We start from the raw sequence: 25723 nt of genomic DNA on the forward strand, positions 1-25723 counted from the left end.
TCAATGCCATGGTCCGAGACAACAAGGAATGGGAGGCAATGCCACACTCACCATGAAAACAACATGGTTGCTCCCCCGCCTTGCGGGAGAGGGGGTTGGACGCTTGCCGGCGTGAGGTATGTACTGGAGCGGCGGCAGTCCCCTCTCCCTCGAAGAGGGGGAGGGTTAGGGAGGGGGCAACCACGGCCGCCCCCTCAACACCTCAAGCGGCGACGAGCAGCCCTTCGATCTCCTTCGCCGCGCCAGCCAGCGCCTTCGCCTTGGCTTCCGGACCCATGCCGATGCCCTCGGCGCGGATGAAGGTCACGTCGGTGATGCCGAAGAAGCCCAGCACCGTGCGCAGATAGGCCTCCTGGTGGTCCAGGCCGGCCAGCGCCGGGTTGGTCGAATAGACGCCACCGCGGCCCGACGCCACGATCACGCGCTTGCCGCCGGCCAGACCCTCGGGACCCTTCTCGGTGTAGCGGAAGGTGCGGCCGGCCTGGGCGAGGCGGTCGATCCAGGCCTTCAGCTGGGTCGGGATCGAGAAATTGTACATCGGCGCGCCGATCACGACGACGTCGGCAGCCAGGAACTCATCGACCAGGGCATCGGTCAGGGCCAGCTCTTCACGCTGGCGCTCGCTGAGGCCTTCCAGATTGCGGAACTTCACGACCTGCATCAGCTCGCCGGTCAGGTGGTCCGGCGGGTTGGCGGCGACGTCGCGGGTGACGACGGTGGCCGACGGTTCGGCCTTCACCAGAGCGTCGACGATGGAGGCGGTCAGCTGGCGGGTGACGGAGGCGGTGCCGAGCGGGCTGGAGTCGACATGCAGGATCGTGGTCATGGCGGAAGGAGCCTCTTGGTTGTTGCGGCCGTCAGGTCCGGCCGGTTTCTGACACCCAAGATGCTCTTTTGATTTCCGACGGTTAAGCCGGGCTGTGCGCGAAAGATCGTCTCTGGACAAGCAACAATCGGCGGCCAAGCGACCATCGGCCCGGCGGGGTCAGCGCGTCACCAGGGTCCCGCTGCGGAAGACCGCCATCTGACCCGGCTGCATCACCGTCCACGCCTCGTCCCTGGTCAGCGGCCGGGTGGCGACGACGGTGACGATGTCGTTGGGCGTCGTCTCCTTGGAGAAATCGACGCTCATGTCGGCATCGACCAGGGTGGCGGCGCCGAACGGCGCCTTGCGGGTCAGCCAGGCGAGGTTGGTCGCGCAATGGCACCACAGATAGCGCCCGTCGCTGAGCAGCATGTTGAAGACGCCGAGCGTCCCGAGGTCAGTGGCCAGATGGCGGATCAGCTTCATCAGGCCGGAGGTGGTCTTCGGCGGCTCCGGATACTGCATGCGGATCTGGTCGAGCAGCCAGCAGAAGGCATGCTCGCTGTCGGTGCTGCCGACCGGCTCGTAGAAGGTCAGGATGCGGTCCTTGATGCCCTTCAGCTGGCCGTTATGGGCGAAGGTCCACACCCGGCCCCACAGCTCGCGCGTGAAGGGGTGGGTGTTCTCCAGCGACACCCGGCCGCGGTTGGCGCGGCGGATGTGCGAGATCACCGTGCAGGACTTGATCGAATACTGGCTGACCAGCCGGGCGATCTCCGACTCCGAACTGGGGGCCGGGTCGTGGAAGGTGCGGCAGCCCTTCCCCTCGTAAAAGGCGATGCCCCAACCGTCGCGGTGCGGGCCGGTCTGTCCGCCGCGGCGCATCAGGCCGGCGAAGCTGAAACAGATGTCCGTGGGCACGTTGGCGCTCATGCCCAGGAGTTCGCACATGATGTCCTCGTCTGCCGCTGGTCGTCGCCCTTGGGAGCGACAAGCTACGACAGGTGGTGCGCAAGGTCACGCGCTGACATTGTGGAGCGCCACGCGCACGCACAGCCGGGATTCTCGAAGAAAATCACGTCGGCCATCGTCATGTCTTCCGGAACAGCGGCGCACGGGCCAGCAGCGCGTCCGCTTGCTGACAAATCTCGTCGTAGACCTTGCGGTCCAGCTTCCGCAGCCAGCGTGGCGGGATCGACTCGACGCCGTAGGTGGCGCCGGCCAGCATGCCGGCGATGGCGCCGGTGGTGTCGGCGTCTCCTCCCTGGTTCACCGTCTCCACCACGCAGGATTCGACCGAATCGGTCTGGAAGTAATAGTGGAAGACGGTCTGCACCGTATCGACGATGAAGGCGGTGGACAGGCCGCGATAGGGTTCGAACTTGAACTGGCGGTGTTTGGTGATCAGGGCGTTCGCCTCCTCCCGCGCGGTGACGATGCCGCCGCCCAGCACCAGCCGCCGCACCATCCGGCCCAGCGCGATCACTGCGGAATCGGACAGCTGGTTGCAATGGGTGATGTGCGACTGCTCCACCGACCAGCGCTCGAACGCCGCGTCGTCGCCCAGGGTCGCCAGCGCCACCGGCAGGTTGCGCATCGCCGCGCCGTTGCCGGCGTGATATTCCGACTCCGGCTCCTCCAGCGTGCCGTTCATGATGAAGCGGCGGATGCCGCGCCGTGTCGTGTCGCCGACATCGACCGGCACCGATTTCAGCCAGATCGCGAATTCCTCCGCGGCGCGGCGGGCCTCCCACTCCGGCCCCGAGAGGATGGCGCGGCCGAGATGCAGCGACATCTCGGTGTCGTCGGTCACCTGCCCCGCCGGCAGCTTCAGCCAGCCGCCGCCCTTGATGTGCTTGTGGACGCCATATTGGTGGGCGATCTCCCCCTTGGTCAGGAACTCCACCGTCGCCCCCAGCGCGTCGCCGCAGGCGAGGCCAAGATAGGCGCCGAGCGCCCTGGAACGGATTTCGGGCGTCAGAATCGTCGGATCGGTCATGCCATCGGGCAAAGCGCCCGCCCCTTCCTGGTGCGCCCCGCGAAACGGCCCGCAAGCCGACGCCGGACGTGAGGTTGTCAGAGAAGCGACACACCCACCCGATAGTCCCCGCCGATCACCAGATATTCTCCTTCTCCCTGGAACGGGTAACGCGGCAGGATGTCGCGGAAGAAGACCACCTTGGGCAGCGGCACCCAGGCATCGAGGATGTAGTCGCCGAACTGGCCGGCGATGTCGCGGTTGATGGAAAAGGAACACAGGTTGTTCAGCCGCAGCACCGCCGTGCGTTTGTCCGGCCGGGCGAGGATGTGGTGTTCCTCGAAATCGTTGACGCCGCGATACAGTCGGATGTGCGAGGCCCAGTTGGGCATCGGCGCGTCGGTCCAGCCGCGGCGGATCGTCCACTGGCAGAACTCGTACAGAAGGTCGAGCTGCAGATGGATGTTGTTGTTGTGGAAGCGGGTCGACTGCTTCTGCTCGCCATAGGCCGCCCAGGCGTCGGAGGCGAAGCGGTGGATCGGTTCGCCATGGAAGGTCGGCAGCAGACCGAAACGGCTCTCCACCCACCCCTTCAGCACCGCCCCCTCCGCCCGGTTGCTGTCGAACATCCAGCCCTTCAGCAGGCGCAGGTAGCTGGCGCGGAAACGCCGCCTGCCGTCCGGCCCCTCCGTTCCAGAGAAGTCGGGATTGACCCCGAACACCCCGGCCATATGGCGCTGGAAGATGTCGGAGGCGGTCAGTGCGTCGGGGCTTTCGTCCAGCGCCTCGAACAAGGCGGCGTGTTCGCTGCGGGTGCCGCCGATGCGTAGGCGCCGCGGCTCGTCATTGTAGGCTTCGCTGCACAGCAAGGCGGCCGGAACGTTGACGAGGTTGGTTCGGTGGGCGCGCAGGGCCAGCGGAGAGTCGGGCGGCGAGTCGGCCTCCGGCGTCCGTCCACTCGCATCGCGCATCAGCCCCCCATCCGTCACGCCAAGCCGCTCCGCCCGAATGTCATTACTTCTTATATGGATATTGCATAAGCCGGCGCGTGCCAAGCCTTCACCGCCGCAACCGGCGGAGGCGTGTCGCCGCATGTCGCAATATTGTCCATTTGAAGCCGAACTGTCCGTCCCCATACTCAGTACAGCGACGCTTACGATCCGGCGGCACCCGCATGGCCTTCTGGCCGACCAAGTACGACGACAGCCGGCGCCGGCGAACCCCGCCCGTGCCCACGCAGGCGCTTGTCCGGCCCTCGCCTGCCGCCGAATCCGCGACTCCCACGCCCGGCGTCCCCGACGGCCGCCCGCCGCGTGGCATGGTGGAGGCGCGCACCACCCTGCGGCTCGCCCAGCTCCTGCGCGGGTCGATCACACCGCTGCGCGGCGATGCCGTGCTGGAGCTGCTGGAGCCGCACCGGCCGCGGCTGGTGCCCAAGCCGATCAACCCGCTGCCGGCACTGGTCGGGCAGCCGCCCGGCCGCCTGATGGAAGCACTGCTGCGGCCGATCGGGCAGATCATCACCGACGTGCTGCTGCCGGGGGTGCGCGACCATCTGATCGACCGGCTGGTGACCGGCCGCACCGACCATGAGGAAAGCCTGCCGGGCGCCGTCGATCTCGCCGAGGCGATGCGGATGCTGGTCAGCCGGATGCGCGGCGGTGGCAAGGGCCATCTGCAGGCGGTGATCGCCGCCATCACCGCCGATGCCCGCGCCACCGCCGACAGGCTGACCAAGGACAGCCTCCCCATCGATGTCGGCGGCATCGACCAGCTGGCCCGCGCTCTGCTGCGCTTCGAGGTGCGGCGGATGGCGCTGGAGGCGCTGGGCGGCGGCAGCGCGCTGCAAGACGTCGTCTATCAGTCGCGGCGGCTCGCCCGCTACTCGCTGCGCCGGGCGACGGAGGCGATCCAGGGATTCGTCGCCGACCGGGGCATCAAGGCGCTGCACGCCAGCCTTGCCACACTGGCGTCGGTCGACGGGCTGATCGTCATCGCGTTGCGCAACCTGGACGACCAGGAGGAAAGCCGCGAGGAGGCCAGCCCCTTCGTCGAACCGGCGGACCGCAAGGCGATGAACGACTGGCTGTCGGCGGCATGGCGGCTTTCCGACACATTGTTCGATCTCATCGGCAAGGCGGCGGCCGGCGGCGAGTTGGACGACCTGCTGTTCGCCGCACTGCTGCGGCAATTGCGCAGCCTGCACCATTTCTGCGCCGACCTCAGCCATGCCGGCCGCCCCGCCGCCGTGGACACACTGAAGCAGCGGCTGGTCGACCGTTGCGACGCGCTGGCCCGCCTGACCGGCGAACGTCTGGTCGAGGCGCTGCTGACCAAGCCCGCCGATCCGGCCCTGGCCCGCCGCCTGATGGCGCGCGGCCGGCTGCTGGCGCAACTGCTCTACGACATGGACCGCGACGAGACGGTGGAGGAGCTGGCACTGCGCATCGTCGTGGCGGCGGAGGCGTTAGGCGAGGGGCGGTAGGGTTCTTCCGCGGGTACCCTCTCCCCATAAGTCCCTCCCGTCATAAAGACCCGACAAAATGTCTGGCTTTGTCGTGTGTGTCGGGACCCCGACAAAGGGACGCGCGGCTCCATACCGAAGAATTATCGTTATGAAACAATGAGTTACCGCTTATCTTCGCTCTGGCACGGGTCGTGCAATCCATGAAATCCGAAGCGGCCACGAACCGGCCGCACCGGATCGAAGCACAGTCCCACGACCCAAGCACAGGAGCGACCCACATGGCCAAAGCGCCTCTGCGTCAGATCGCCTTTTACGGCAAGGGCGGTATCGGTAAGTCCACCACCTCTCAGAACACGCTGGCCGCGCTGGTCGAGCTGGATCAGAAGATCCTGATCGTCGGCTGCGATCCGAAGGCCGACTCGACCCGCCTGATCCTGCACGCCAAGGCCCAGGACACCGTTCTCCACCTCGCCGCCGAGGCCGGTTCGGTCGAGGACCTGGAACTCGAAGACGTCGTCAAGATCGGCTACAAGGGCATCAAGTGCGTCGAGTCCGGCGGTCCGGAGCCGGGCGTCGGCTGCGCCGGCCGCGGCGTCATCACCTCGATCAACTTCCTGGAAGAGAACGGCGCCTACGACGACGTGGACTATGTGTCCTACGACGTGCTGGGCGACGTGGTGTGCGGCGGCTTCGCCATGCCGATCCGCGAGAACAAGGCCCAGGAAATCTACATCGTCATGTCGGGCGAGATGATGGCGCTGTACGCCGCCAACAACATCGCCAAGGGCATCCTGAAATACGCCCACAGCGGCGGCGTGCGCCTGGGCGGCCTGATCTGCAACGAGCGTCAGACCGACAAGGAGATCGATCTGGCCGAGGCCCTGGCCAAGCGCCTGGGCTCCAAGCTGATCCACTTCGTGCCGCGCGACAACATCGTGCAGCATGCCGAGCTGCGCCGCATGACCGTCATCGAGTATGCGCCGGAGAGCAAGCAGGCGGAAGAGTACCGCCAGCTCGCCAGCAAGGTGCACAACAACTCCGGCCAGGGTTGCATCCCGACCCCGATCACGATGGAAGAGCTGGAAGAGATGCTGATGGACTTCGGCATCATGAAGACCGAGGAGCAGCAGCTCGCAGAGCTGGCTGCCAAGGAAGCGGCGAAGGCCGGCGCCTGATCCCGGGCGTAGCGACGGTTGCCTACCGGCCCCCCTGCCCCATCCGCGCAGGGGGGACCGCCTGAACACTGGCCCTTTTCCCCAGCCCCGCACGACGTCGACCCAACGACTGCCCACCGGTTCCGGCCGGGTGACGTCGGCGTGGGAGGGAGGGGCTCGGTCACGCGCTGCAGTGGCGCGGAATATTCAAGCAGGAGGCCGGCTATGAGCCTGTCCGAGAACACCCAGACCACCACCGCGGTCGACGTCAAGAACCTCGTCAACGAAGTCCTCGAAGCCTATCCCGAAAAGTCCCGCAAGCGCCGCGCCAAGCACCTGAACGTGCTGGAGGCCGAGGCCAAGGACTGCGGCGTCAAGTCGAACGTCAAGTCCATCCCCGGCGTCATGACGATCCGCGGCTGCGCCTACGCCGGCTCGAAGGGCGTGGTGTGGGGGCCGATCAAGGACATGATCCACATCTCCCACGGCCCCGTGGGCTGCGGCTACTACTCCTGGTCCGGCCGCCGCAACTACTACATCGGCGACACCGGTGTGGACAGCTGGGGCACGATGCACTTCACCTCCGACTTCCAGGAGAAGGACATCGTCTTCGGCGGCGACAAGAAGCTGCACAAGGTCATCGAGGAAATCAACGAGCTGTTCCCGCTGGTGAACGGCATCTCGATCCAGTCGGAATGCCCGATCGGCCTGATCGGCGACGACATCGAGGCGGTCGCCCGCGCCAAGTCGGCGGAAATCGGCAAGCCGGTCATCCCCGTGCGCTGCGAAGGCTTCCGCGGCGTGTCCCAGTCGCTGGGCCACCACATCGCCAACGACGCCATCCGCGACTGGGTGTTCGAGAAGACGGAACCCAAGGCCGACTTCGTCTCCACCCCCTATGACGTCACCATCATCGGCGACTACAACATCGGCGGCGACGCCTGGTCTTCCCGCATCCTGCTGGAGGAGATCGGCCTGCGCGTGATCGCCCAGTGGTCGGGCGACGGCACCATGGCCGAGCTGGAGAACACGCCGAAGGCCAAGGTCAACCTGATCCACTGCTACCGTTCGATGAACTACATCGCGCGCCACATGGAAGAGAAGTACAATATTCCTTGGATGGAATACAACTTCTTCGGCCCGAGCCAGATCGCCGAATCCTTGCGCAAGATCGCCGCTCTCTTCGACGACAAGATCAAGGAGAACGCCGAGAAGGTCATCGCCCGCTACCAGCCGATGGTCGATGCGGTCATCGCCAAGTACAAGCCGCGGCTGGACGGCAAGAAGGTCATGATCTACGTCGGCGGCCTGCGTCCCCGCCACGTCGTCGATGCCTATCACGACCTCGGCATGGAGATCATCGGCACCGGTTACGAATTCGCCCACAACGACGACTATCAGCGCACGCCGCACTATGTGAAGGAAGGCACGCTGATCTACGACGACGTCACCGCGTTCGAACTGGAGAAGTTCGTCGAGGCGATGCGTCCCGACCTCGTCGCGTCGGGCATCAAGGAAAAGTACGTGTTCCAGAAGATGGGCCTGCCGTTCCGCCAGATGCACAGCTGGGACTACTCCGGCCCGTACCACGGCTATGACGGCTTCGCGATCTTCGCCCGCGACATGGACCTGGCCATCAACAACCCCGTCTGGGGCGTGATGAAGGCCCCGTTCTGACCATCGGCCTCTGGAACAGGAGAATTCGACAATGACCGACAAGCTTTCGCAGAGCGCCGACAAGGTCCTCGACCACTACACCCTCTTCCGGCAGCCCGAATACGCGGCAATGTTCGAGAAGAAGAAGACCGAGTTCGAGTACGGCCATTCGGACGAGGACGTCGCCCGCGTGTCCGAATGGACCAAGTCCGAGGAATACAAGGCGAAGAACTTCGCCCGTGAAGCGGTCGTCATCAACCCGACCAAGGCCTGCCAGCCGATCGGCGCGATGTTCGCCGCCCAGGGCTTCGAAGGCACCCTGCCCTTCGTCCATGGCTCCCAGGGCTGCGTCGCCTATTACCGCACCCACCTGACCCGCCACTTCAAGGAGCCGAACAGCGCGGTCTCCTCGTCGATGACGGAGGACGCGGCGGTGTTCGGCGGGCTGAACAACATGATCGACGGTCTGGCGAACGCCTATGCGCTCTACAAGCCGAAGATGATCGCGGTGATGACCACCTGCATGGCCGAGGTCATCGGCGACGATCTGCAGGGCTTCATCGCCAACGCCAAGAACAAGGAAAGCGTGCCGGCCGACTTCCCGGTGCCGTTCGCCCACACCCCGGCCTTCGTCGGCAGCCACATCGTCGGCTACGACAACATGATCAAGGGGATCCTGAGCAGCTTCTGGGGCACGTCGGAGAATTTCGACACGCCCAAGACCGAGCAGATCAACCTGATCCCGGGCTTCGACGGCTTCGCCGTCGGCAACAACCGCGAACTGAAGCGCATCGCTGGCGAGTTCGGCGTGAAGCTGCAGATCCTGTCCGACGTGTCCGACAATTTCGACACGCCGATGGATGGCGAGTACCGCATGTATGACGGCGGCACCACCATCGAGGAGACCAAAGCGGCCCTGCACGCCAAGGCCACCCTCTCCATGCAGGAGTACAACACCACCCAGACCCTGCAGTTCTGCAAGGAGAAGGGCCAGGAGGTCGCCAAGTTCAACTACCCGATGGGCGTCACCGCCACCGACGAGTTGCTGCTGAAGCTGGCGGAACTGTCGGGCAAGCCGGTGCCGGCCAGCCTGAAGCTGGAGCGCGGCCGTCTGGTCGACGCCATCGCCGACAGCCACACCCACCTGCACGGCAAGCGCTTCGCCGTCTACGGCGACCCGGACTTCTGCCTGGGCATGACCCGCTTCCTGCTGGAGCTGGGTGCGGAGCCGGTGCACATCCTGTCGACCTCCGGCTCCAAGAAGTGGGAGAAGCAGGTCCAGAAGGTGCTGGACGGCTCGCCCTTCGGCAAGTCCGGTGCGGCCTATGGCGGCAAGGATCTGTGGCACCTGCGCTCGCTGATCTTCACCGACAAGGTGGACTACATCATCGGCAACAGCTACGGCAAATATCTGGAGCGCGACACCAAGGTTCCGCTGATCCGCCTGACCTATCCGATCTTCGACCGCCATCACCACCACCGCTATCCGACCTGGGGCTACCAGGGCGCGCTGAACGTGCTGGTGCGGATCCTGGACCGGATCTTCGAGGACATCGACGCCAACACCAACATCGTCGGCCAGACCGACTACTCGTTCGACCTGATCCGCTGATCGGCGGCAACCCAGGCTTCACTTCATGGGCATCGGTTCAGCCCAACCGTCGCGCCGGGGCCTCCATCCCCCCGGCCCGGCGGCAACCTCCCCAGCCCGGAGAGCGTCGGCGACGGCGCCCTCCGGGTTTCTTTGCATTAAACGCGGGCCAACGGCCGGAGCTGGCGGGAAAGCAAAATGCCGGGCAAAGTTCGACATTTTATGTCTCGTACCCATAAATTTTGTTACTTACTTTGATGTCGCAAATTTACCCGCGAGAAACCAAAAACGACAACATTCACGCACTTCTTGAACACAGAAAGAAAAATCAACGGTTTCTATTATTAGGTCGCTCTCATGTTTAGGGTTTATCCAAGAAATTCATGGGACTTTAGTGCCAACACTTATTGACCGATCGCCTCACTCGGGCTTTCATGATGCCTGCGGAACAAATGCGCAGGCACAGCAAGGGGAAGGCAGAGATGTTTGGCTTTATTCGGCCGATGAATGGAAAGGCATCCGACAGCCAAGCGATTCTGTCCGCCCTGGACCGTTCGCAGGCGGTGATCGAGTTCTCACTGGACGGAACGATCCTGACCGCCAACGCCAATTTCCTTGCGGTGATGGGCTATTCCTTGCCGGAGATCGTCGGACAGCATCACCGGATGTTCATTGATCCAGCCGAACATGGCAGTCCGGCCTATCGGGAGTTCTGGGATCGGCTGAAGCGCGGCGAGTTCCAGCGGGCTTTGTACCGGCGCATTGGCAAAAACGGTCGGGAGGTCTGGATCGAGGCGACCTACAATCCGGTACTCGATGGGTCCGGCCGTCCTTGCAAAGTTGTCAAGATCGCCACCGACGTCACGGAAAGACAGGCCATCAATGCCGATATGCGCGGCAAGGTCGATGCGATCTCGCGCTCGCAGGCAGTGATCGAATTCAATCCGGATGGCACCGTCATCACCGCCAACGAGAATTTCCTCAAGGTGCTCGGCTACAGTCTGGACGAGATACGCGGACGGCATCACAGCATGTTCGTCGATGCGCAGGAGCGCGAGAGTTCCGCCTATCGGGAATTCTGGTCCAGGCTGAACAAGGGGCAGTTCGAAGCCGCCCAATACCGGCGCATCGGCAAGGGCGGTCGTGTCGTCTGGATCCAGGCATCCTACAACCCGGTTTTCGACGGTGCCGGCCGCCTGTGCAAGGTCGTGAAGTTCGCGACCGACATCACCGAGCAGATCAGTTTGCTGGACCGCCTGAAATCCCTGATCGACACCAATTTCACCGAGATCGAACAGGCGATGAGCGTCGCCCACCAACAGGCCGACACCGCTGCGGCCGCATCGTCGGAGACGCGAGGGACGGTGCAGACCATAGCGGCCGGGGCGGAGGAACTGGCCGCCGCCGCCCGTGAGATCGCCGACAGCATGTCGCGGTCACAGCAGGCTGCGGATGCCGCCGTGAGCGAGGCCGACAACGCCGACCGCGCGGCGACCCGCTTGACGGAAGTGGCGAAGGCGATGGGTGGCATCGTCGAACTGATCCGCTCCATCGCCGGACAGATCAACATGCTGGCCCTGAACGCGACCATCGAGGCGGCGCGGGCGGGTGAGGCCGGCAGAGGCTTCGCCGTGGTTGCCAACGAGGTCAAGAATCTGGCCAACCAGTCGGCCAACGCGACCGCCCAGATTTCCCACGAAATCGAGGGAATGCGATCCGTCTCCGGCGATGTCGTGTCTTCCCTGTCGGCAATTCGCACCGCGATGTCCAATCTGCGCGAATTCGTCGTCATGTCCGCCGGCGCGGTCGAGGAACAGACCAACGTCACCGCCAGCATTTCCGCCAACATGCAGGGAGCATCGACCTCGGTGGCGGTGGTGGACCGGAACATCACCGCAATCTCCACCGCCTTCGCACAGGTCGGAACCGCCATCGCCTCGACCAAGGAGGCGGCGCAAGTGCTCGCCCGCTGACCGTGCCCAATCGCGAAGCCGACCACCCGCTCCAGCGCAAGGTCGGCGCCCGCCCCTTCCCTGCACATGCCTTCCAATGGCTGTGCGACACCCGACATGCCGCGGGCGGCGAGGGGCGATTGTCAGCTATCGGACAGCGACGGGAAATATGACAATCCTTCTTTATCAGTAATTTACCCGCTGGCACGCCCCCTGCATCACTCGTCCGCAGAGCCATTTCCGGCGCCAGGATGGGAGAGCGGGCATGCTCCAGGACAGGATCCAGGACGTCTTCAACGAACCGGGCTGCGCGGCCAACCAGGCCAAGTCGGCCAAGGAGAAGAAGAAGGGCTGCACCAAGTCGCTGAAGCCGGGGGCAGCAGCCGGCGGCTGCGCCTATGACGGGGCAATGATCGTGCTGCAGCCGATCGCCGACGCCGCCCATCTGGTCCATGGCCCCATCGCCTGCCTGGGCAACAGCTGGGACAATCGCGGCTCGCAATCCTCCGGCCCGCAGCTTTACCGCACCGGCTTCACCACCGACCTGTCGGAACTGGACGTCATCGGCGGCGGCGAGAAGAAGCTTTACCGCGCCATCAAGGAGATCGTTCAGCAATACGACCCGCCGGCCGTCTTCGTCTATCAGACCTGCGTGCCCGCCATGACCGGCGACGACATCGCCGCCGTCTGCAAATTCGCGACGCAGAAGCTGGGAAAGCCGGTGATCCCGGTGGAGGCGCCGGGCTTCGTCGGATCGAAGAATCTCGGCAACAAGCTGGCCGGCGAGGCCCTGCTGGAGCATGTCATCGGCACGGTGGAGCCGGACTACACCACCCCGACCGACGTCTGCATCATCGGCGAATACAACCTCGCCGGCGAGCTGTGGCTGGTCAAGCCGCTGCTGGACGAGATCGGCATCCGCCTGTTGTCCTGCATCTCCGGCGACGGCCGCTACAACGAGGTCGCCCAGGCCCACCGTGCCCGCGTCACCATGATGGTGTGCAGCCAGGCGCTGGTGAATGTCGGCCGCAAGATGCAGGAGCGCTACGGCATCCCCTATTTCGAGGGGTCCTTCTACGGCGTCTCCGACATGTCGGACACGTTGCGCACCATGACCCGCATGCTGGTGGAGCGCGGCGCCGACAAGGCGCTGATCGACCGCGCCGAGGGCGTGATCGCGCGGGAGGAAAGCCGCGTCTGGCGCCGTCTGGAACCCTACAAGCCACGCTTCGAGGGCAAGCGCGTCCTGCTGTTCACCGGCGGGGTCAAGAGCTGGTCGATGGTCAGCGCGCTGGAAGGCGCCGGACTGACCATCCTCGGCACCTCCACCAAGAAATCGACCAAGGAGGACAAGGAGCGCATCAGGAAGATGAAGGGCGAGGAGTTCCACCAGTGGGACGATCTGAAGCCGCGCGACATCTACAGGATGCTGGCCGACAATCAGGCCGACATCATGATGTCCGGCGGCCGGTCGCAGTTCATTTCCCTGAAGGCCAAGGTTCCCTGGCTCGACATCAACCAGGAGCGCCACCACGCCTATGCCGGCTATGACGGCATCGTCAATCTCTGCGAGGAGATCGACAAGACGCTGTCGAATCCGATCTGGGGCCAGGTCCGCCAGCCGGCGCCGTGGGAATCCGGCCCGTCCTCCACGCTCCTGGCTGCGGAGTGAGGCCGATGTCGCACATCCAGCGCTTCCCCTCCGCCGCCAAGGCCGCCTCGACCAACCCGCTGAAGATGAGCCAGCCGCTCGGTGCGGCACTCGCCTATCTCGGAATCGACCGCTGTCTGCCGCTGTTCCATGGGTCGCAGGGCTGCACCGCCTTCGGGTTGGTCCTGCTGGTGCGCCACTTCCGCGAGGCGATCCCGCTGCAGACCACGGCGATGGATCAGGTCTCCACCATCCTCGGCGGTTACGAGAATCTGGAACAGGCGATCCGCACCATCGTCGAGCGCAACAAGCCCGCCATGATCGGCGTCGCCACCACCGGCGTGACCGAGACCAAGGGCGAGGACATGGGCGGCCAATACACGCTGTTCCGCCAGCGCAACCCCGATATGGCCGACACCGCGCTGGTCTTCGCCAACACCCCCGACTTTGCCGGCGGCTTCGAGGACGGCTTCGCCGCCGCGGTCACCGCGATGGTGGAGCGGCTGGTCGAACCGTCGCCGGTGCGCATCCCGACCCAGGTCAATGTGCTGGCCGGCTGCCATCTGTCACCGGGAGACGTCGAGGAGTTGCGCGACGTCATCGAAGGTTTCGGCCTGTCGCCGATCATGCTGCCCGACCTGTCGCTGTCGATGTCCGGCCGCCAGCCGACCGACTTCACCGCCACCTCGCTGGGCGGCGTGACGGTGGAGCAGATCCGCGCCATGGGCGCCTCGGCCGCCACCATCGTGGTCGGCGAGCATATGCGGGTCGCCGGCAATGCGCTGGAGCTGAAGACCGACGTGCCCAGCCACTTCTTCAGCCGCCTGACCGGGCTGGAGGCGACCGACAAGCTGGTCCGTCTTCTGATGGAGCTATCGGGCAAACCGGCGCCGGCCCGGCTGCGGCGCCAGCGTGAAGCCCTGGTCGACGCCATGCTGGACGGGCATTTCTTCTACAGCCGCAAACGCATCGCCGTCGCGCTGGAGCCCGACCTGCTCTACGCCGTCACCGGCTTCCTGACCGACATGGGGGCGGAGGTGGTCGCCGCGGTGTCGCCGACGCAAAGCCCGGTGCTGGAGCGGCTGAAGGCCGCCACCATCATGGTCGGCGACCATTCCGACGTGGAGACGCTGGCCCGCGACGCCGACCTGATCGTGTCCAACTCGCACGGGCGGCAGGGGGCGGCGCGGATCGGCGTGCCGCTGCACCGCATGGGCCTGCCAATGTTCGACCGGTTGGGGGCGGGACTGCGCGTCCAGGTCGGTTACCGCGGCACGCGCGAACTGCTGTGCGGGATCGGCAACCTGTTCCTCGCCCGCGAGATGGACCATTCCCACCACGAATCGGGCGAATCCCACGGCTGCGGAGGCGGATCATGCGGATGCAACGCCGTCTGAGCGTGGTGCAGGACCCACGCCCGACACACCATCCGACACGAGGAGGATCGATGAAGGTCGCTTTCTGCACCCAGGACATGCAGCACGTCGATGCGCATTTCGGCTGGGCCAAGAACATCGCCGTCTATCGGGTCGACCGCCAGGGCCATGCCTTTCTGGAGACCTTCCAGTTCGGCGGCTCGATGTTCGAAGACGGCAACGAGGACAAGCTGGTGCCCAAGCTGGAGGCGCTGGCCGACGTCGCCATCCTCTACCTGTCGGCCATCGGCGCCTCGGCCGCCGCCCGCGTGGTGGCGAAGAAGATCCATCCGGTGAAGGTCGAGGCAACCGAGACCATCCCGGCCCTGCTCGACAAGCTGGTCCAGACGCTGAACGGCAATCCGCCGCCCTGGCTGCGCAAGGCGATGGGCGAGACGCCCCAATTCCATTTCGACGAGGAGGAGGTCTGAGTATGGCTGCAGAGAGCGCTGATGTGGCAGACGTGTCCGTCGCCGACCAGTTCGTGAAGACGCTGGTCCTGCTGTTCCGTGCCGAGGACAGCTATGGCGCCTGGGAAGGCAAGCCGGACGAGGCTTTGCTCGCCCCCTTCATTCTGGACAAGGAGGCGCGTGCCGCCATTCCGATAATCGGCGATCCCGACCCGGACACGCTGTGGCGGCTGGAGCTGTTCTACAAGGCGGTCGGCGTCACGGTCGAAAAGCAGACCGGCATGATGGCCTCGCCGATGATGAAGATGAGCCACGAGGGCTTCGGCCGCATGATCCTGACCACCGGCCGGCTGGTGGTGGTGTCGAAGACTCTGCGCGACGTCCACCGCTTCGGCTTCCCCAGCCTGGAGAAGCTGGCCGCCGACGGCGCCAAGCTGGTCGAGGACGCCGTGGCGCTGATCCGGGAATACCCCGATGTCGCGAACCTCTGAGCCTGCCGGGAGCACGACCGTGAGCGACATCGACGCGCTGAAGGACGAGATCAAGAAGCTGAACGCCCGCGCCACCCAGAAGAAGATGGATTTGCACGACCTGTCGGAAGAGCTTCCGCAGAATTGGCAGAGCATCCTGACGGTGGCGCAGGAAACCTATAACGCCTTCAAGATCCTGACGGAGAAGCGGGCGGCGCTGAAGGCGCTGGAGACGGCATAATCCCTCCATTTTTCAAGAAGAGCTTAGGCGTACCCTTTCCCGAGAGGAACATTCCCATGGCTGAATTCCTGACCGGCACCACCCGCGGTGGTCAAAGCTGGACCCCGAAGTTCGTCCAATCCATCGACCGGAAGCAGTGCATCGGCTGTGGCCGCTGCTTCAAGGTGTGCGGGCGCGGCGTGCTCGACATGATCGGCCTGACCGAGGACGGCGACATCGTCGACGCCTTCGACGACGAGGCCGAGAAGAAGATCATGACGGTCAAGGAAGCAGCCAACTGCATCGGCTGCGAAAGCTGCTCCAAGGTGTGCTCGAAGAGCTGCATCACCCATGCGCCGGTGGCGGCGTGAGTTTTCGCCGAGTGCCCCCTTCCTTCCCATGCTTCGCGTGGGCCCCTTCCCTCCCCCGCCTACGGCGGTAGAGGGAGTTGATCGCAGAGCAGTTGCAGTCCCCTCTCCCGCGATAGCGGGGGAGGGTTAGGGAGGGGGCCTCACTTCTGCAAAGCCCCCACTCCCCTCAGTACGCGTACTCCTTGAACACCGGATCGACGCTGCCGCCCCAGGGGCCGTTGAACTTCTCCAGAAGTTCGTCGGCCGGGCTGCGGCCGGTCTCCGCGATGACCTGCAGTGTGTCGAGGAAATGCGTCTCGTCGTCGCCCCAATTGTCGTTGCGGGCGCGGCGGGCCAGACCATCGCGGGCGATCGCCAGCATCTCCAGCGCGACGTCGCGCACCGTGCCGTTGCGGAACGTCGTGCGCAGGCCCAAACGCGGCACCTCGGCGCGCAGATGCGCGCGTTCCGCCGTCGTCCAGTCCTTCACCAGATCCCACGCCGCATCCAGCGCCACCTGATCGTAGAGCAGCCCGACCCACAGGGCCGGCAAGGCGCACAGGCTGCGCCACGGTCCGCCGTCGGCGCCGCGCATCTCCAGATACTTCTTCAGACGCGCTTCCGGAAAGGCCGTGGTGGTGTGGTCGGCCCAGTCGGTGATGAGCGGCAGCTCACCCGGCAGCGCCGGAAGCTTGCCGTCGAGGAAGTCACGGAAGGACTGGCCGGCCGCGTCGATGTAGGTGCCGTCGCGGTAGACGAAGTACATCGGCGTGTCGAGCAGATAGTCGACATAGCGTTCGAAGCCGAAGCCATCCTCGAACACGAAGGGAATGTCGCCGGTGCGGTCCGGGTCGGTGTCGGTCCAGATGTGGCTGCGGAAGCTCTGGAAGCCGTTCGGCTTGCCTTCCGTGAAGGGAGACATGGCGAACAGCGCGGTCGCGATCGGCTGGAGGGCCAGCGAGACGCGGAACTTCTTCACCATGTCGGCTTCGGACGCGAAGTCCAGATTGACCTGTACGGTACAGGTCCGCGTCATCATGTCGAGGCCGAGCGAACCGACCTTCGGCATGTAGTCGCGCATGATCTTGTAACGGCCTTTGGGCATCCAGGGGATGTCGTCGCGCGTCCATTTCGGCTGGAAGCCCAGCCCCATCATGGCGATGCCCAGTTCGGCCCCGACCTCCTTCACCTGGCGCAGGTGACGGTGCACCTCGGCGCAGGTCTGGTGCAGGGTCTCCAGCGGCGCACCGGAAAGCTCGACCTGCCCGCCGGGCTCCAGCGTGATGTTGGCCATGTCCTGGACCAACGCGATGATGTTGCCCTTCTCCTCCACCGGCTGCCAGCCGAAGCGGGTCATGCGGGTCAGCAGCTCGCGGATGCCATCCGGCCCGTCATAGGGCAGCGGTCGCAGGTCGGAGGTGCGGTAGGCGAATTTCTCGTGCTCGGTTCCGATGCGCCAGTCGGGCGCCGGCTTGCAGCCGGATTCGAGATAGGCCGCAAGCTGGCGGCGGTCGGTGATGGGTTCGCCGCGCGTGGTCGGGGGTGCGGACATGAAGTCTCTCGCGGGAAGTGGACAGGGGATCGGCCGGGTGACGGCCGGTTACGGGATCGGCGCGCGGAAAGGCGGACGCCGGTCGCTTCCCCCGGCAGTCCAGTCCCCGGCCAAGGACTGCCAGCAAGCCAGCGCCGCCACCACCGCCGTGTCGGCCCGCAGGATGCGCGGACCCAATCCCACCGGTACAACAAAGGGAAGTTTGACGAGTTCGTCAAGTTCCGACTGGTCGAAACCGCCCTCCGGCCCGATCAGCAGGGCTGCAGGTCCCGCAGGGGCGTCGCGCAGAACCTCGGCGATGGGGCGGGCGGAACCGGCCTCGGCACACAGATAGAGCCGGCGGTCGGCCGGCCATCCGGCCAGCACGCGGTCCAGCGGCAGAGCCTCCCCCATCTCCGGCACGCTCAGGCGCTCGCACTGTTCGGCCGCCTCGACCGCGTTGGCGCGCAGCCGGTCGATGTTGACGCGGTTGGGGTCGGTGCGCCGGGTGAAGACCGGCCAAAGCCGGGAAACCCCCATCTCGGTCGCCTTCTCGGCGACGAAATCGATGCGGCCCTTCTTCAGCGGGGCGAAGAGAAGCCAGAGGTCCGGAGTCGTATCCTGCTGCCGCCGCTGCTCCGCCACGGTCAGCGAGCACCAGCCCTTGCCGAAGCCGTCGATCACCGCCCGCCATTCGCCGTCGCGGCCGTTGAACACCGCGACGGAGTCGCCGCGGTCCAGCCGTAGGACATGGCGCAGGAAATGGGCGCGCTCATGGTCCAGCCCGACCGACTGGCCTTCGGCCAGCGGGCTGTCGACAAACAGGCGGGTCTTGATCGGGTCGGCCATGGTATTCGTCTCCGCGGGGCGGCGCCGACTATAGCCGGCCGCGGGCGTGCAAGTCAGCAGGTCAGAAGCCAGACATGCGGGTACGCAAGGCCGCTCAGGCTGCGGCTATCAGGGCGTCGATTTGGCGGCGCAGGTCGTTGGGCTGGACAGGCTTGTGCAGGATGCGGATCTGATCCGCCTTGGCCGCAGCCATCAGTTCGGCCCCGGTGTCGCCGGTCAGGATGATGGCGGGCACGGTGGCGCCGCAGGCCTCGCGCACCGCCCGCACGGCGGTGATGCCGGACCAGCCGTCGCGCAACCGATAATCGGACAGGATCACGTCCGGCGCCGGACAGCCGGGCAGCTTCGCCAGGACGGTTTCGACATCCTCCGCGGCAAGCACCTGATAGCCCCAGGTGTCCAGCATGATCTCCATCCCGGCCAAGATGATCGACTCGTCATCGATGACGACGGCGAAACGGTCCGGTTTCGTGCTCATGTCCATTTGAGATTGCAAGCCGCTGAGGTTTTGATAAAGAAACAGTATTGGCACGATTTTGGCGCGCGCAAGTCCTGGAACTGCAATTTTTCATAGCTTGAGCCCGGCTGTTTGGTCGCATCGCTTCCGGACTTCACTCCGGTTCCAAGCGGTGCGCCGCACTTGCCGCACGGACGGCAGCCCGATACCTTCGCCATGATTGCTGTCCCGACATCTCCATAGCACAGCGGAAACACCGCCGTCATGCCCACTGCTTCCACCGGCCCGACTCTTCCCGACTCCGGTTTCACCGACATCCGCAGGGACGGCTGGGTCACCCGCCGGATTCCCGCCCGGCTGCGCCCTTATGTCACGCTGGCGCGTCTCGACCGCCCGATCGGGACATGGCTACTGCTGTTCCCCTGCTGGTGGAGCGTGGCGCTGGCCATGCCGCAACCCTTCCGGGACTGGCCGTCGCTGCTCTGGCTGATGGCGCTGTTCGGGATCGGCGCGGTGCTGATGCGCGGCGCCGGCTGCACCGTCAACGACATCCTGGACCGCAAGTTCGACGCGATGGTGGAACGCACCCGCTCCCGCCCGATCCCGTCGGGGCAGGTGTCGGTGCGTCAGGCGCTGGCCTTCCTGGTGGCCCAGCTTCTGGTGTCGCTGCTGATTCTGGTGCAGTTGGGAACGACCGCCATCGGTCTGGGCGTGCTGTCGCTGCTGCTGGTCTTCACCTATCCGCTGATGAAGCGGATCACATGGTGGCCGCAGGCCTTTCTTGGGCTGACCTTCAACTGGGGCGCGCTGATGGGCTGGGCGGCGGTGCAGAACGATGTCGGCTGGCCGGCGCTGGCGCTCTATGTGACGGGCATCGCCTGGACGCTGGGCTATGACACCATCTACGCCCATCAGGACAAGGAGGACGACGCCCGCATCGGCGTGAAGTCCACCGCGCTGCGCCTGGGCGACCAGAGCAAGATCTGGATCTACGGCTTCTATACCCTGACCTATGTCGGCATCGGCATCGCCGGCCGTCTGGCCGGGCTGGGCGGACTATTCCTGCCGGTGCTGTCGCTGGCCGCTCTGCAACTGGCCTGGCAGGTCGCGACATGGCGGCCGGACGATCAGGGCGACTGCCTGGACAAGTTCAAGTCCAACCGCTGGTTCGGCTGGCTGGTGCTGGCGGCGATCCTGGCGGGGAAGATTTAGGGACTCGGATCAGGAAGGTGGCGTAAGAGCCTGTTTGAAAACGTCCATCATCTTCCGCCCTTTCCCGATCCGTCATCCCCGCGAAGGCGGGGATCCAGGCTTCCCGTAAGGGAACAGCGCGGAATAGCTGGATTCCCGCCTTCGCGGGAATGACGATGGAAAGGCGTCGATTGTTGGCCGACGGGCTTTTCAAACAAAAAGGGCGGAGCCAAGCCCCGCCCTTCTTGAAAACTCGAACAGACCCGGATCAGCGCCCGTTGGTCTCGGCCAGCTGGGCGACGGAGTTGCCGGAGCCGGGCTTGCGGCCGGGGGCGACGGTGCGGCGGCTGCCGGGGGAGGAGAGTTCGGCGACCGTGACCGGGGCGGCATGGGCGCTGGCCGGCTTGCGCGACGGCAGCACGGCGACGTCCATGCGCTGCGGCTTCTGCGGCGTGTGCGAGGCGACGGCCGTGATCGGCAGGCTCTGCGGCTTGCGGCCGGGAACCGAGACGCTGAGATTCTTCTGCGGCTGCAGCGACGCTTCCAGCATGCGCGGGCCGGTGGCCTTGCCACGGCCACGCGGGCTGCTGGCGAAGCCCTGGTCCATGCCGCGGTCGCCGGCATCCAGCATCCGGCCGCCGCGCGGTGCTTCCTCGCCTTCCGGCATGATGAAGCCGTAGGCGGCATAGACGCGCAGGCCGAGCTGGTCGGTCGGCTCGTGCCAGACGCGGACGGAGGACCAGTCGTTGTTGCGCGACACGTCGACCACCCGCATGCCGCGGCGCAGCCCATCGCCATCCAGCCAGCTGTGGTCGACCTCGATGGTGCGGCGGTCGATCACCGCGCTGACCAGCGAAACGTGGCCGCGGCGCATGTGCCCGGTGCGCTTCAAGACGAGGACGGAGCCGACGGCGGGGCGGTGTTCGCGGTCATACTGACCGGCGGCATGGTCCCACCAGGTCCAGGCGTCGCCGCGAATGGTGAAATCGGAGATGGAACGGACCGTGCGCACGCAATCGCCGTCTTGTGCGGCAGCCGTCGACACGGTAAGGGGGCTGAGCGCGATCAAAGCCGCAAACGAAAGGCCGATGGCGGTTCCCCTCTGCCGCATGACTCCCCCAATCCCTCTGTTTTCCCCTTGGCAGAACGGGTAACACGGGTTTGCAGCTGTGTCTACACCGTTTGAATTATGTAACATTCAAAAGCCATCGACCGCCCTCCCCCCAACAGCGGAGTCCCTTGGGAATCCTCGTATGAACAATGCATCCCCGCCAGATTTCGTCCGCGACAACACGGCGCTGACGACCACCCCGCTGCTGCCGGAAATCCAGCTTCATCTTGCCACCGAGGTCACGCCACTCTGGCAGGCGACCGAGGAGACCTTGGCCGCCACGAATTTGCCACCGCCATACTGGGCTTTCGCTTGGCCGGGCGGACAAGCTGTGGCACGGCTGTTGCTCGACCGGCCGGAGCTGGTGGCCGGCAAGTCCGTGCTCGATTTTGCCGCAGGCACCGGGTTGGTCGGCATCGCCGCGATGAAGGCCGGGGCGGCGCGGGTCCAGTCCTGCGACATCGACCGCTTCTCGCTCGCCGCCATCGCGCTGAACGCCGAGGCCAACGAGGTGGAGGTCAAGCCGGTCAGTGCCGATCTGGTCGGCCGCCCCCTGCCGGGCATCGACGTGGTGCTGGCCGGCGACGTCTGTTACGAGAAGCCGATGGCGGAGCGGGTGACGGCATGGCTGCGCGAGGTCGCCGCCACCGGCACGCTGGTGCTGCTGGGCGATCCTGGCCGCGCCTATGCCCCCGCCGACGGCATCGAGAAGGTGGCGACCTACACCGTCCCGACCTCGCTGGAGTTGGAGGATCGGGAGACGCGCGAAACGACGATCTGGCGGCTGCTTCCTAACGGGTAAGGCGGGACACGGCCAGCCGCAGGTCGGCCAGGAAGGCCGGCTGTTCCACCAGCTGGCCGCGCAGCAGGTAGCTGGGGTGGAAGGTCGGCACCACCTCCACCCCGTCCAGCAGGCGGCAGGGCAGCACCTTGCCACGCAATTGCAGGATGCCGTTCTCCCCGGTCAGCGCCCAGGTCGGGGTGCGGCCCAGCGCGACGATCACCGACGGGTGGTAGTCGGCCAGGGTGGCGCGCAAATGCTCGATCTCGCTGGCGAACTCGGCCAGCAGCCGGTCCGACGTGCCGAAGGCGCCCCAACTCTCGTCGATCTCCCGCCCCTCCTTGCGGGCGCGGGCGCGCGAGGAGAAGAAGTGCCCGACCTTGTTGCCGGGCGGCTGGTAACGGAAGACGTTGGCGACGAGGCATTCCGCCCGCTCGATGCCGACGGCGGCCAGCGACTCGTCCAGCAGCTTGCCGCTGCGGCCGACGAAGGGGGTGCCCTGCCGCGCCTCCTCCGCCCCCGGCGCCTCGCCGACGATGGCGAGCCGCGGCCCGTCCACCGGCTTGGTCGGATACTGGTAGTCGGCGAAGGGCATGTCGGTGCGCAGGTCAGTCATCGGATCGCTTCCCAAATTCCCGGCAATGGGTGCAGTCGAGGAGCCGGGCTTGCCGAAGCATCGGCCCGACCCCAAGCTTGTAGGCGGTGAGGTTCTAGCCCAGACCGTCCAGCCTACCAACACCAGCCTACAAACAAGGGAGAGATCGGGATGACACCGCAAGCACCGACGACGCAGGAACTGGCGGGCAAGACCTGCGAGCCCTGCCGCGGCGGAATACCGCCGATGGACCGGGCGATGGCCGCCTCCTATCTGGTGCAGGTGCCGGGCTGGGTCCTGAAGGAGGATCCCGACCGCATCGAACGCGACTTCAAGTTTCCGGACTTCGCCCAGGCCCAGGCCTTCGCCGTTCAGGTCGGCAACCTCTGCGAAGCGGAAGGCCATCACGCGGAGATCCGCTATGGCTGGGGCCACTGTTCGGTCGCCTTCTGGACCCACAAGATCAGGGGGCTGCACGAGAACGACTTCGTGATGGCGGCGAAGGTCAATGGGCTCGCCGATGCGCCCTATGTACCGGCATCGGTGGGGACTCCGCCGCCGCCTTATGTGCAGGGGGCGTGAGGGGGAAGCGTCTGTGCCCCCTCCCTTCCCACGCTTGGCAGCGTGGGCCCCTTCCCTCCCCCGCCTTCGGCGGTAGAGGGAGTGTAGCGCGGAGCGGCGGCAGTCCCCTCTCCCGCGATCGGACCGGCCTTCGGCCGGCCGAGAGCGGGGGAGGGTTAGGGAGGGGGCAAAGTGCTGCCCCTACCCCCACAACTCCGCCACCGGCGGCTGGACCACAGCGCCGTCATAGACCAGCCCCGGTTCCCGGTCGCGGGCCAGCAGCAGCGGGCCGTCCAGGTCGACATAGCGCGCGCCCTGCCCCACCAGCATCGCCGGCGCCATGGCGAGCGAGGTCGCCACCATGCAGCCGACCATCACCTCGAAGCCCATGGCGTGGGCGGCGCGGGTCATCGCCAGCGCCTCGGTCAGGCCGCCGGTCTTGTCCAGCTTGACGTTCACCACCCGATAGAGCCCGCGCAGACGGTCGAGCGACTCCAGCCCATGGCAGGATTCGTCGGCGCCGAGCGGGACCGGGCAATCGACTCCGCGCAACGCCTCGTCCTGGCCGGCGGGCAGCGGCTGTTCGATCATCTCCACGCCAAGCCCGGCGAGAACCGGGGCGAACTGGTGGAGCTGGTCCAGTGTCCAGCCCTCGTTGGCATCGACCACCAGCCGGGCGGACGGTGCGGCGGCGCGGACAGCGCGGACGCGGTCGAGGTCGCCTTCCCCCGTCAGCTTCATCTTCAGCAACGGATGGCGCGGCGCCCGGTCGCGGGCAGCAGCGGCCATCGCCTCGGGTTCGTCCACGCTCAGCGTGTAGCAGGTGACCAGCGGCCCCGGTGGTTCGGCCAGCCCAGCGAGCTTCCAGGCAGGCACTCCGCTGCGCTTGGCCTCCAGGTCCCACAGGGCGCAGTCCAGCGCGTTGCGGGCGGCACCCGCCGGCATCTGCCGGGCCAGCGACTCGCGATCGAGCCCGCCGGCCACCGCGTCGGCCATCGCCTCCAGCGCGGCGACGACCTCGTCGACGCTTTCGCCATAGCGGGCATAAGGCACGCATTCGCCACGGCCGCGGTGGGGGCCGTCGGTCACCTCCGCCACCACCACCGCGGCTTCGGTCTTGGCCCCGCGCGAGATGCGGAAGGCGCCGCGGATGGGGAAGGTCTCCCGACGGACGGTCAGCTGCTGGGCGGACATGATCGCGAACCCCGAAACGGAACAGGGCCGGGAGTGTATCCCGGCCCCGTCCCCGAAGGCGATACTCAAGTCGGCAGGATCACCGGTCCTGAATGATGACGCCGTACCAGCCAAGGCCCTTGTAGGTCTCGTAGCCGGGGGTCAGGGCATAGCCGACGATGCGGTTCCTGTCGTCGATGTAGTGGCCCATAGTGGTGGCGCTGCGGCGCAGCGGCACCGTCTCGGTCAGCAGGCCGCGGCCGTCGGACGAGGCGATCACCCGGTGGCGGGCGTCGAGCAGCAGGCAGCGCGACTTCTCCCGCTCCCCGGCTTCCAGCCGCACACCCTCGACCACCGCGGCGGCCTGGGGTTCCCAGTCGAAGAAGATGCCCAGCACGCCGATGGCGTCGCCGTCCGCCTCGCCATCGCGGCGGATCGCGGTGGCATAGGTGGCGACGACACGGTCGTCCAGGCTGCGGTTGCGGGCGACGTCGCCGACGGTGAACTCGCCGCCGTTGCGGGTGGCCAGCGCCTGCCGGAACCACGGCTCGTCCGACACGTTGGCGCCGCGCGCACCGGGATAGCGGTCCGGCCGGCCGTTGGCGATGACGGTGCCGCTGCGGTCGGCGATCCACAGGTCGAGATAGACGGTGTAGGATTCCAGGATCACGCCCAGCCGGCGCGAGGCATGGCGGCGCGCCTCCTCCGTCGGATCGGCGGCGCAATCGACCACGGCGCTGTCGGTGGCCCACCAGCGCACGTCGCAGGACCGCTCATAAAGGTTGCGGTCGATGATTTCGATCATGTTGAGCGACAGGTCGGCCAGCCGCTTGCCGTGCATCTCCTGCACCATGGCGCTGCCGGTGGTGGTCAGATGGTCGACGCGGGCGACGATCTCCGACCGCAGCTCCTTGGTGATGCTGTTGACCTGGGTAGAGATCTCCGACACCTCGTTGGCGACGACGGCGAAGCCGCGCCCGGCGTCGCCGGCCCGCGCCGCCTCGATCAGGGCGTTCATGGCCAACATCTTGGTGCGCCGGGTGATGTCCTCGATCAAGGACACCTTCTTCGAGGCAACATCCAGCACGCCCCGCGACAGCTCGAACAGATCGGTGCCCGCCATGCTCATCGTCTTGTCCCCCGTCATGACCGTCCCTGCATCCTCCAAATCAAAAGCCGTGCCAACGGTCGCCGGCGCCCCGTGACCGGCCCGCCCTGCCGGCTTCCGCGGCGCCTGGCCGCGGATGACAGGGAGCCATCCGGCATTTCGGGGGAGTTGTACGGTTAAGCTGCTGAAACAGCGGGCATGCTGGCGTCAGGTTGCTCAACAGGTTGCGAACTTGCCATCAGCGCGG

General features: G+C 66.1%; 26 protein-coding genes. 14 read left to right on the forward strand and 12 right to left on the reverse strand.

Annotated features, from left to right (window positions below):
• Positions 1-202: 202 nt before the first annotated feature.
• The 4 genes from TSO5_RS24280 to TSO5_RS24295 all read right to left on the reverse strand — a co-directional run bounded on the left by TSO5_RS24280 (position 203) and on the right by TSO5_RS24295 (position 3754).
• Positions 203-826, reverse strand: coding sequence for an FMN-dependent NADH-azoreductase (locus tag TSO5_RS24280; RefSeq protein ID WP_109154037.1), 624 nt, complete (start codon positions 824-826; stop codon positions 203-205).
• Positions 827-985: 159 nt separating this feature from the next.
• The gene (locus tag TSO5_RS24285; protein WP_109154038.1) at positions 986-1756 is read right to left on the reverse strand and encodes a class II glutamine amidotransferase; all 771 of its coding nucleotides are present in this window, start codon (positions 1754-1756) and stop codon (positions 986-988) included.
• Positions 1757-1895: 139 nt separating this feature from the next.
• Positions 1896-2804, reverse strand: a complete 909-nt coding sequence (gene draG / locus TSO5_RS24290) for an ADP-ribosyl-[dinitrogen reductase] hydrolase (protein ID WP_109154039.1) — start codon at positions 2802-2804, stop codon at positions 1896-1898.
• 77 nt (positions 2805-2881) lie between these two features.
• Positions 2882-3754 (reverse strand): NAD(+)--dinitrogen-reductase ADP-D-ribosyltransferase, encoded by an 873-nt coding sequence (locus tag TSO5_RS24295; protein WP_247870946.1) that lies wholly within the window; start codon positions 3752-3754, stop codon positions 2882-2884.
• A gap of 203 nt (positions 3755-3957) precedes the next feature.
• Here TSO5_RS24295 and TSO5_RS24300 point away from each other — a divergent pair, with 203 nt between their 5' ends.
• The 11 genes from TSO5_RS24300 to fdxB all read left to right on the forward strand — a co-directional run bounded on the left by TSO5_RS24300 (position 3958) and on the right by fdxB (position 16140).
• Positions 3958-5268, forward strand: a complete 1311-nt coding sequence (locus TSO5_RS24300; protein ID WP_109154041.1) for a hypothetical protein — start codon at positions 3958-3960, stop codon at positions 5266-5268.
• 260 nt (positions 5269-5528) lie between these two features.
• Positions 5529-6425 carry a nitrogenase iron protein gene (nifH, locus tag TSO5_RS24305; protein WP_109154042.1) on the forward strand — a complete coding sequence of 299 codons (897 nt, stop codon included), beginning with the start codon at positions 5529-5531 and terminating at the stop codon, positions 6423-6425.
• A gap of 204 nt (positions 6426-6629) precedes the next feature.
• Positions 6630-8081, forward strand: a complete 1452-nt coding sequence (nifD, locus tag TSO5_RS24310; protein WP_109154043.1) for a nitrogenase molybdenum-iron protein alpha chain — start codon at positions 6630-6632, stop codon at positions 8079-8081.
• Between the two features lie 31 nt (positions 8082-8112).
• Positions 8113-9672, forward strand: coding sequence for a nitrogenase molybdenum-iron protein subunit beta (gene nifK, locus TSO5_RS24315; protein ID WP_109154044.1), 1560 nt, complete (start codon positions 8113-8115; stop codon positions 9670-9672).
• 461 nt (positions 9673-10133) lie between these two features.
• Complete coding sequence (locus TSO5_RS24320; RefSeq protein WP_109154045.1) at positions 10134-11624, forward strand: PAS domain-containing methyl-accepting chemotaxis protein; 1491 nt, start codon at positions 10134-10136, stop codon at positions 11622-11624.
• 244 nt (positions 11625-11868) lie between these two features.
• Positions 11869-13275, forward strand: a complete 1407-nt coding sequence (nifE, locus tag TSO5_RS24325; RefSeq protein ID WP_109154046.1) for a nitrogenase iron-molybdenum cofactor biosynthesis protein NifE — start codon at positions 11869-11871, stop codon at positions 13273-13275.
• Positions 13276-13280: 5 nt separating this feature from the next.
• A complete protein-coding gene (gene nifN / locus TSO5_RS24330) occupies positions 13281-14651 on the forward strand; it encodes a nitrogenase iron-molybdenum cofactor biosynthesis protein NifN (protein ID WP_109154047.1) in 1371 nt (456 codons plus the stop codon).
• Positions 14652-14701: 50 nt separating this feature from the next.
• On the forward strand, positions 14702-15100 hold the full coding sequence (gene nifX, locus TSO5_RS24335) for a nitrogen fixation protein NifX (RefSeq protein ID WP_109154048.1): 399 nt from the start codon (positions 14702-14704) through the stop codon (positions 15098-15100).
• A 2-nt stretch (positions 15101-15102) separates the two neighbouring features.
• Positions 15103-15570, forward strand: coding sequence for a NifX-associated nitrogen fixation protein (locus tag TSO5_RS24340; protein WP_109154049.1), 468 nt, complete (start codon positions 15103-15105; stop codon positions 15568-15570).
• 19 nt (positions 15571-15589) lie between these two features.
• Positions 15590-15790: a CCE_0567 family metalloprotein gene (locus tag TSO5_RS24345; RefSeq protein WP_109154050.1), complete on the forward strand. Its 201-nt coding sequence runs from the start codon at positions 15590-15592 to the stop codon at positions 15788-15790.
• Positions 15791-15846: 56 nt separating this feature from the next.
• Positions 15847-16140, forward strand: coding sequence for a ferredoxin III, nif-specific (gene fdxB, locus TSO5_RS24350; RefSeq protein WP_109050545.1), 294 nt, complete (start codon positions 15847-15849; stop codon positions 16138-16140).
• Positions 16141-16306: 166 nt separating this feature from the next.
• Here the strand turns inward: fdxB and TSO5_RS24355 are convergent, their stop codons facing one another.
• The 4 genes from TSO5_RS24355 to TSO5_RS32350 all read right to left on the reverse strand — a co-directional run bounded on the left by TSO5_RS24355 (position 16307) and on the right by TSO5_RS32350 (position 19222).
• Complete coding sequence (locus tag TSO5_RS24355; RefSeq protein ID WP_109154051.1) at positions 16307-17671, reverse strand: glutamate--cysteine ligase; 1365 nt, start codon at positions 17669-17671, stop codon at positions 16307-16309.
• A 48-nt stretch (positions 17672-17719) separates the two neighbouring features.
• Complete coding sequence (locus TSO5_RS24360; RefSeq protein WP_109154052.1) at positions 17720-18499, reverse strand: 16S rRNA (uracil(1498)-N(3))-methyltransferase; 780 nt, start codon at positions 18497-18499, stop codon at positions 17720-17722.
• Between the two features lie 94 nt (positions 18500-18593).
• The gene (locus tag TSO5_RS24365) at positions 18594-18977 is read right to left on the reverse strand and encodes a response regulator (protein WP_247870947.1); all 384 of its coding nucleotides are present in this window, start codon (positions 18975-18977) and stop codon (positions 18594-18596) included.
• Complete coding sequence (locus tag TSO5_RS32350) at positions 18974-19222, reverse strand: hypothetical protein (protein WP_146203830.1); 249 nt, start codon at positions 19220-19222, stop codon at positions 18974-18976. Before TSO5_RS32350 ends, TSO5_RS24365 begins: the two co-directional genes overlap by 4 nt.
• Here TSO5_RS32350 and ubiA point away from each other — a divergent pair.
• Positions 19221-20168, forward strand: coding sequence for a 4-hydroxybenzoate octaprenyltransferase (gene ubiA, locus TSO5_RS24370; protein WP_109154054.1), 948 nt, complete (start codon positions 19221-19223; stop codon positions 20166-20168). The genes TSO5_RS32350 and ubiA overlap by 2 nt on opposite strands.
• 247 nt (positions 20169-20415) lie before the next feature.
• Here the strand turns inward: ubiA and TSO5_RS24380 are convergent, their stop codons facing one another.
• Positions 20416-21159, reverse strand: coding sequence for a CHAP domain-containing protein (locus tag TSO5_RS24380; RefSeq protein ID WP_247870948.1), 744 nt, complete (start codon positions 21157-21159; stop codon positions 20416-20418).
• A gap of 241 nt (positions 21160-21400) precedes the next feature.
• Here TSO5_RS24380 and TSO5_RS24385 point away from each other — a divergent pair, with 241 nt between their 5' ends.
• Positions 21401-22060: a methyltransferase gene (locus TSO5_RS24385; protein ID WP_109154057.1), complete on the forward strand. Its 660-nt coding sequence runs from the start codon at positions 21401-21403 to the stop codon at positions 22058-22060.
• Here TSO5_RS24385 and TSO5_RS24390 read toward each other — a convergent pair.
• Complete coding sequence (locus TSO5_RS24390) at positions 22050-22655, reverse strand: uracil-DNA glycosylase (RefSeq protein WP_109154058.1); 606 nt, start codon at positions 22653-22655, stop codon at positions 22050-22052. The two genes, TSO5_RS24385 and TSO5_RS24390, sit on opposite strands and share 11 nt — an antisense overlap.
• 150 nt (positions 22656-22805) lie before the next feature.
• On the opposite strand from TSO5_RS24390, the gene TSO5_RS24395 reads away from it, so the two are divergent.
• Entirely contained in the window at positions 22806-23216 is a 411-nt protein-coding gene (locus tag TSO5_RS24395; RefSeq protein WP_109154059.1) for a 4a-hydroxytetrahydrobiopterin dehydratase, read from the forward strand.
• A gap of 180 nt (positions 23217-23396) precedes the next feature.
• Here TSO5_RS24395 and dgcA read toward each other — a convergent pair whose 3' ends face one another.
• Together dgcA and TSO5_RS24410 are read right to left on the reverse strand one after the other, a co-directional pair.
• Positions 23397-24389, reverse strand: coding sequence for an N-acetyl-D-Glu racemase DgcA (dgcA, locus tag TSO5_RS24405; protein ID WP_109154061.1), 993 nt, complete (start codon positions 24387-24389; stop codon positions 23397-23399).
• 79 nt (positions 24390-24468) lie between these two features.
• Positions 24469-25515, reverse strand: a complete 1047-nt coding sequence (locus tag TSO5_RS24410; RefSeq protein WP_109154062.1) for a methyl-accepting chemotaxis protein — start codon at positions 25513-25515, stop codon at positions 24469-24471.
• Positions 25516-25723: the final 208 nt, after the last annotated feature.

Source organism: Azospirillum sp. TSO5, from assembly GCF_003116065.1.
Taxonomy (GTDB): Bacteria; Pseudomonadota; Alphaproteobacteria; order Azospirillales; family Azospirillaceae; genus Azospirillum.

Bases quoted from the DNA above. Each gene is read 5' to 3' on its own strand.
- TSO5_RS24280 (WP_109154037.1), bottom strand. From the start codon at position 826: ATGACCACGATCCTGCATGTCGACTCCAGCCCGCTCGGCACCGCCTCC.
- TSO5_RS24285 (WP_109154038.1), bottom strand. From the start codon at position 1,756: ATGTGCGAACTCCTGGGCATGAGCGCCAACGTGCCCACGGACATCTGT.
- draG (WP_109154039.1), bottom strand. From the start codon at position 2,804: ATGACCGATCCGACGATTCTGACGCCCGAAATCCGTTCCAGGGCGCTC.
- TSO5_RS24295 (WP_247870946.1), bottom strand. From the start codon at position 3,754: ATGCGCGATGCGAGTGGACGGACGCCGGAGGCCGACTCGCCGCCCGAC.
- TSO5_RS24300 (WP_109154041.1), top strand. From the start codon at position 3,958: ATGGCCTTCTGGCCGACCAAGTACGACGACAGCCGGCGCCGGCGAACC.
- nifH (WP_109154042.1), top strand. From the start codon at position 5,529: ATGGCCAAAGCGCCTCTGCGTCAGATCGCCTTTTACGGCAAGGGCGGT.
- nifD (WP_109154043.1), top strand. From the start codon at position 6,630: ATGAGCCTGTCCGAGAACACCCAGACCACCACCGCGGTCGACGTCAAG.
- nifK (WP_109154044.1), top strand. From the start codon at position 8,113: ATGACCGACAAGCTTTCGCAGAGCGCCGACAAGGTCCTCGACCACTAC.
- TSO5_RS24320 (WP_109154045.1), top strand. From the start codon at position 10,134: ATGTTTGGCTTTATTCGGCCGATGAATGGAAAGGCATCCGACAGCCAA.
- nifE (WP_109154046.1), top strand. From the start codon at position 11,869: ATGCTCCAGGACAGGATCCAGGACGTCTTCAACGAACCGGGCTGCGCG.
- nifN (WP_109154047.1), top strand. From the start codon at position 13,281: ATGTCGCACATCCAGCGCTTCCCCTCCGCCGCCAAGGCCGCCTCGACC.
- nifX (WP_109154048.1), top strand. From the start codon at position 14,702: ATGAAGGTCGCTTTCTGCACCCAGGACATGCAGCACGTCGATGCGCAT.
- TSO5_RS24340 (WP_109154049.1), top strand. From the start codon at position 15,103: ATGGCTGCAGAGAGCGCTGATGTGGCAGACGTGTCCGTCGCCGACCAG.
- fdxB (WP_109050545.1), top strand. From the start codon at position 15,847: ATGGCTGAATTCCTGACCGGCACCACCCGCGGTGGTCAAAGCTGGACC.
- TSO5_RS24355 (WP_109154051.1), bottom strand. From the start codon at position 17,671: ATGTCCGCACCCCCGACCACGCGCGGCGAACCCATCACCGACCGCCGC.
- TSO5_RS24360 (WP_109154052.1), bottom strand. From the start codon at position 18,499: ATGGCCGACCCGATCAAGACCCGCCTGTTTGTCGACAGCCCGCTGGCC.
- TSO5_RS24365 (WP_247870947.1), bottom strand. From the start codon at position 18,977: ATGAGCACGAAACCGGACCGTTTCGCCGTCGTCATCGATGACGAGTCG.
- ubiA (WP_109154054.1), top strand. From the start codon at position 19,221: ATGCCCACTGCTTCCACCGGCCCGACTCTTCCCGACTCCGGTTTCACC.
- TSO5_RS32350 (WP_146203830.1), bottom strand. From the start codon at position 19,222: ATGACGGCGGTGTTTCCGCTGTGCTATGGAGATGTCGGGACAGCAATC.
- TSO5_RS24385 (WP_109154057.1), top strand. From the start codon at position 21,401: ATGAACAATGCATCCCCGCCAGATTTCGTCCGCGACAACACGGCGCTG.
- TSO5_RS24390 (WP_109154058.1), bottom strand. From the start codon at position 22,655: ATGACTGACCTGCGCACCGACATGCCCTTCGCCGACTACCAGTATCCG.
- TSO5_RS24395 (WP_109154059.1), top strand. From the start codon at position 22,806: ATGACACCGCAAGCACCGACGACGCAGGAACTGGCGGGCAAGACCTGC.
- dgcA (WP_109154061.1), bottom strand. From the start codon at position 24,389: ATGTCCGCCCAGCAGCTGACCGTCCGTCGGGAGACCTTCCCCATCCGC.
- TSO5_RS24410 (WP_109154062.1), bottom strand. From the start codon at position 25,515: ATGACGGGGGACAAGACGATGAGCATGGCGGGCACCGATCTGTTCGAG.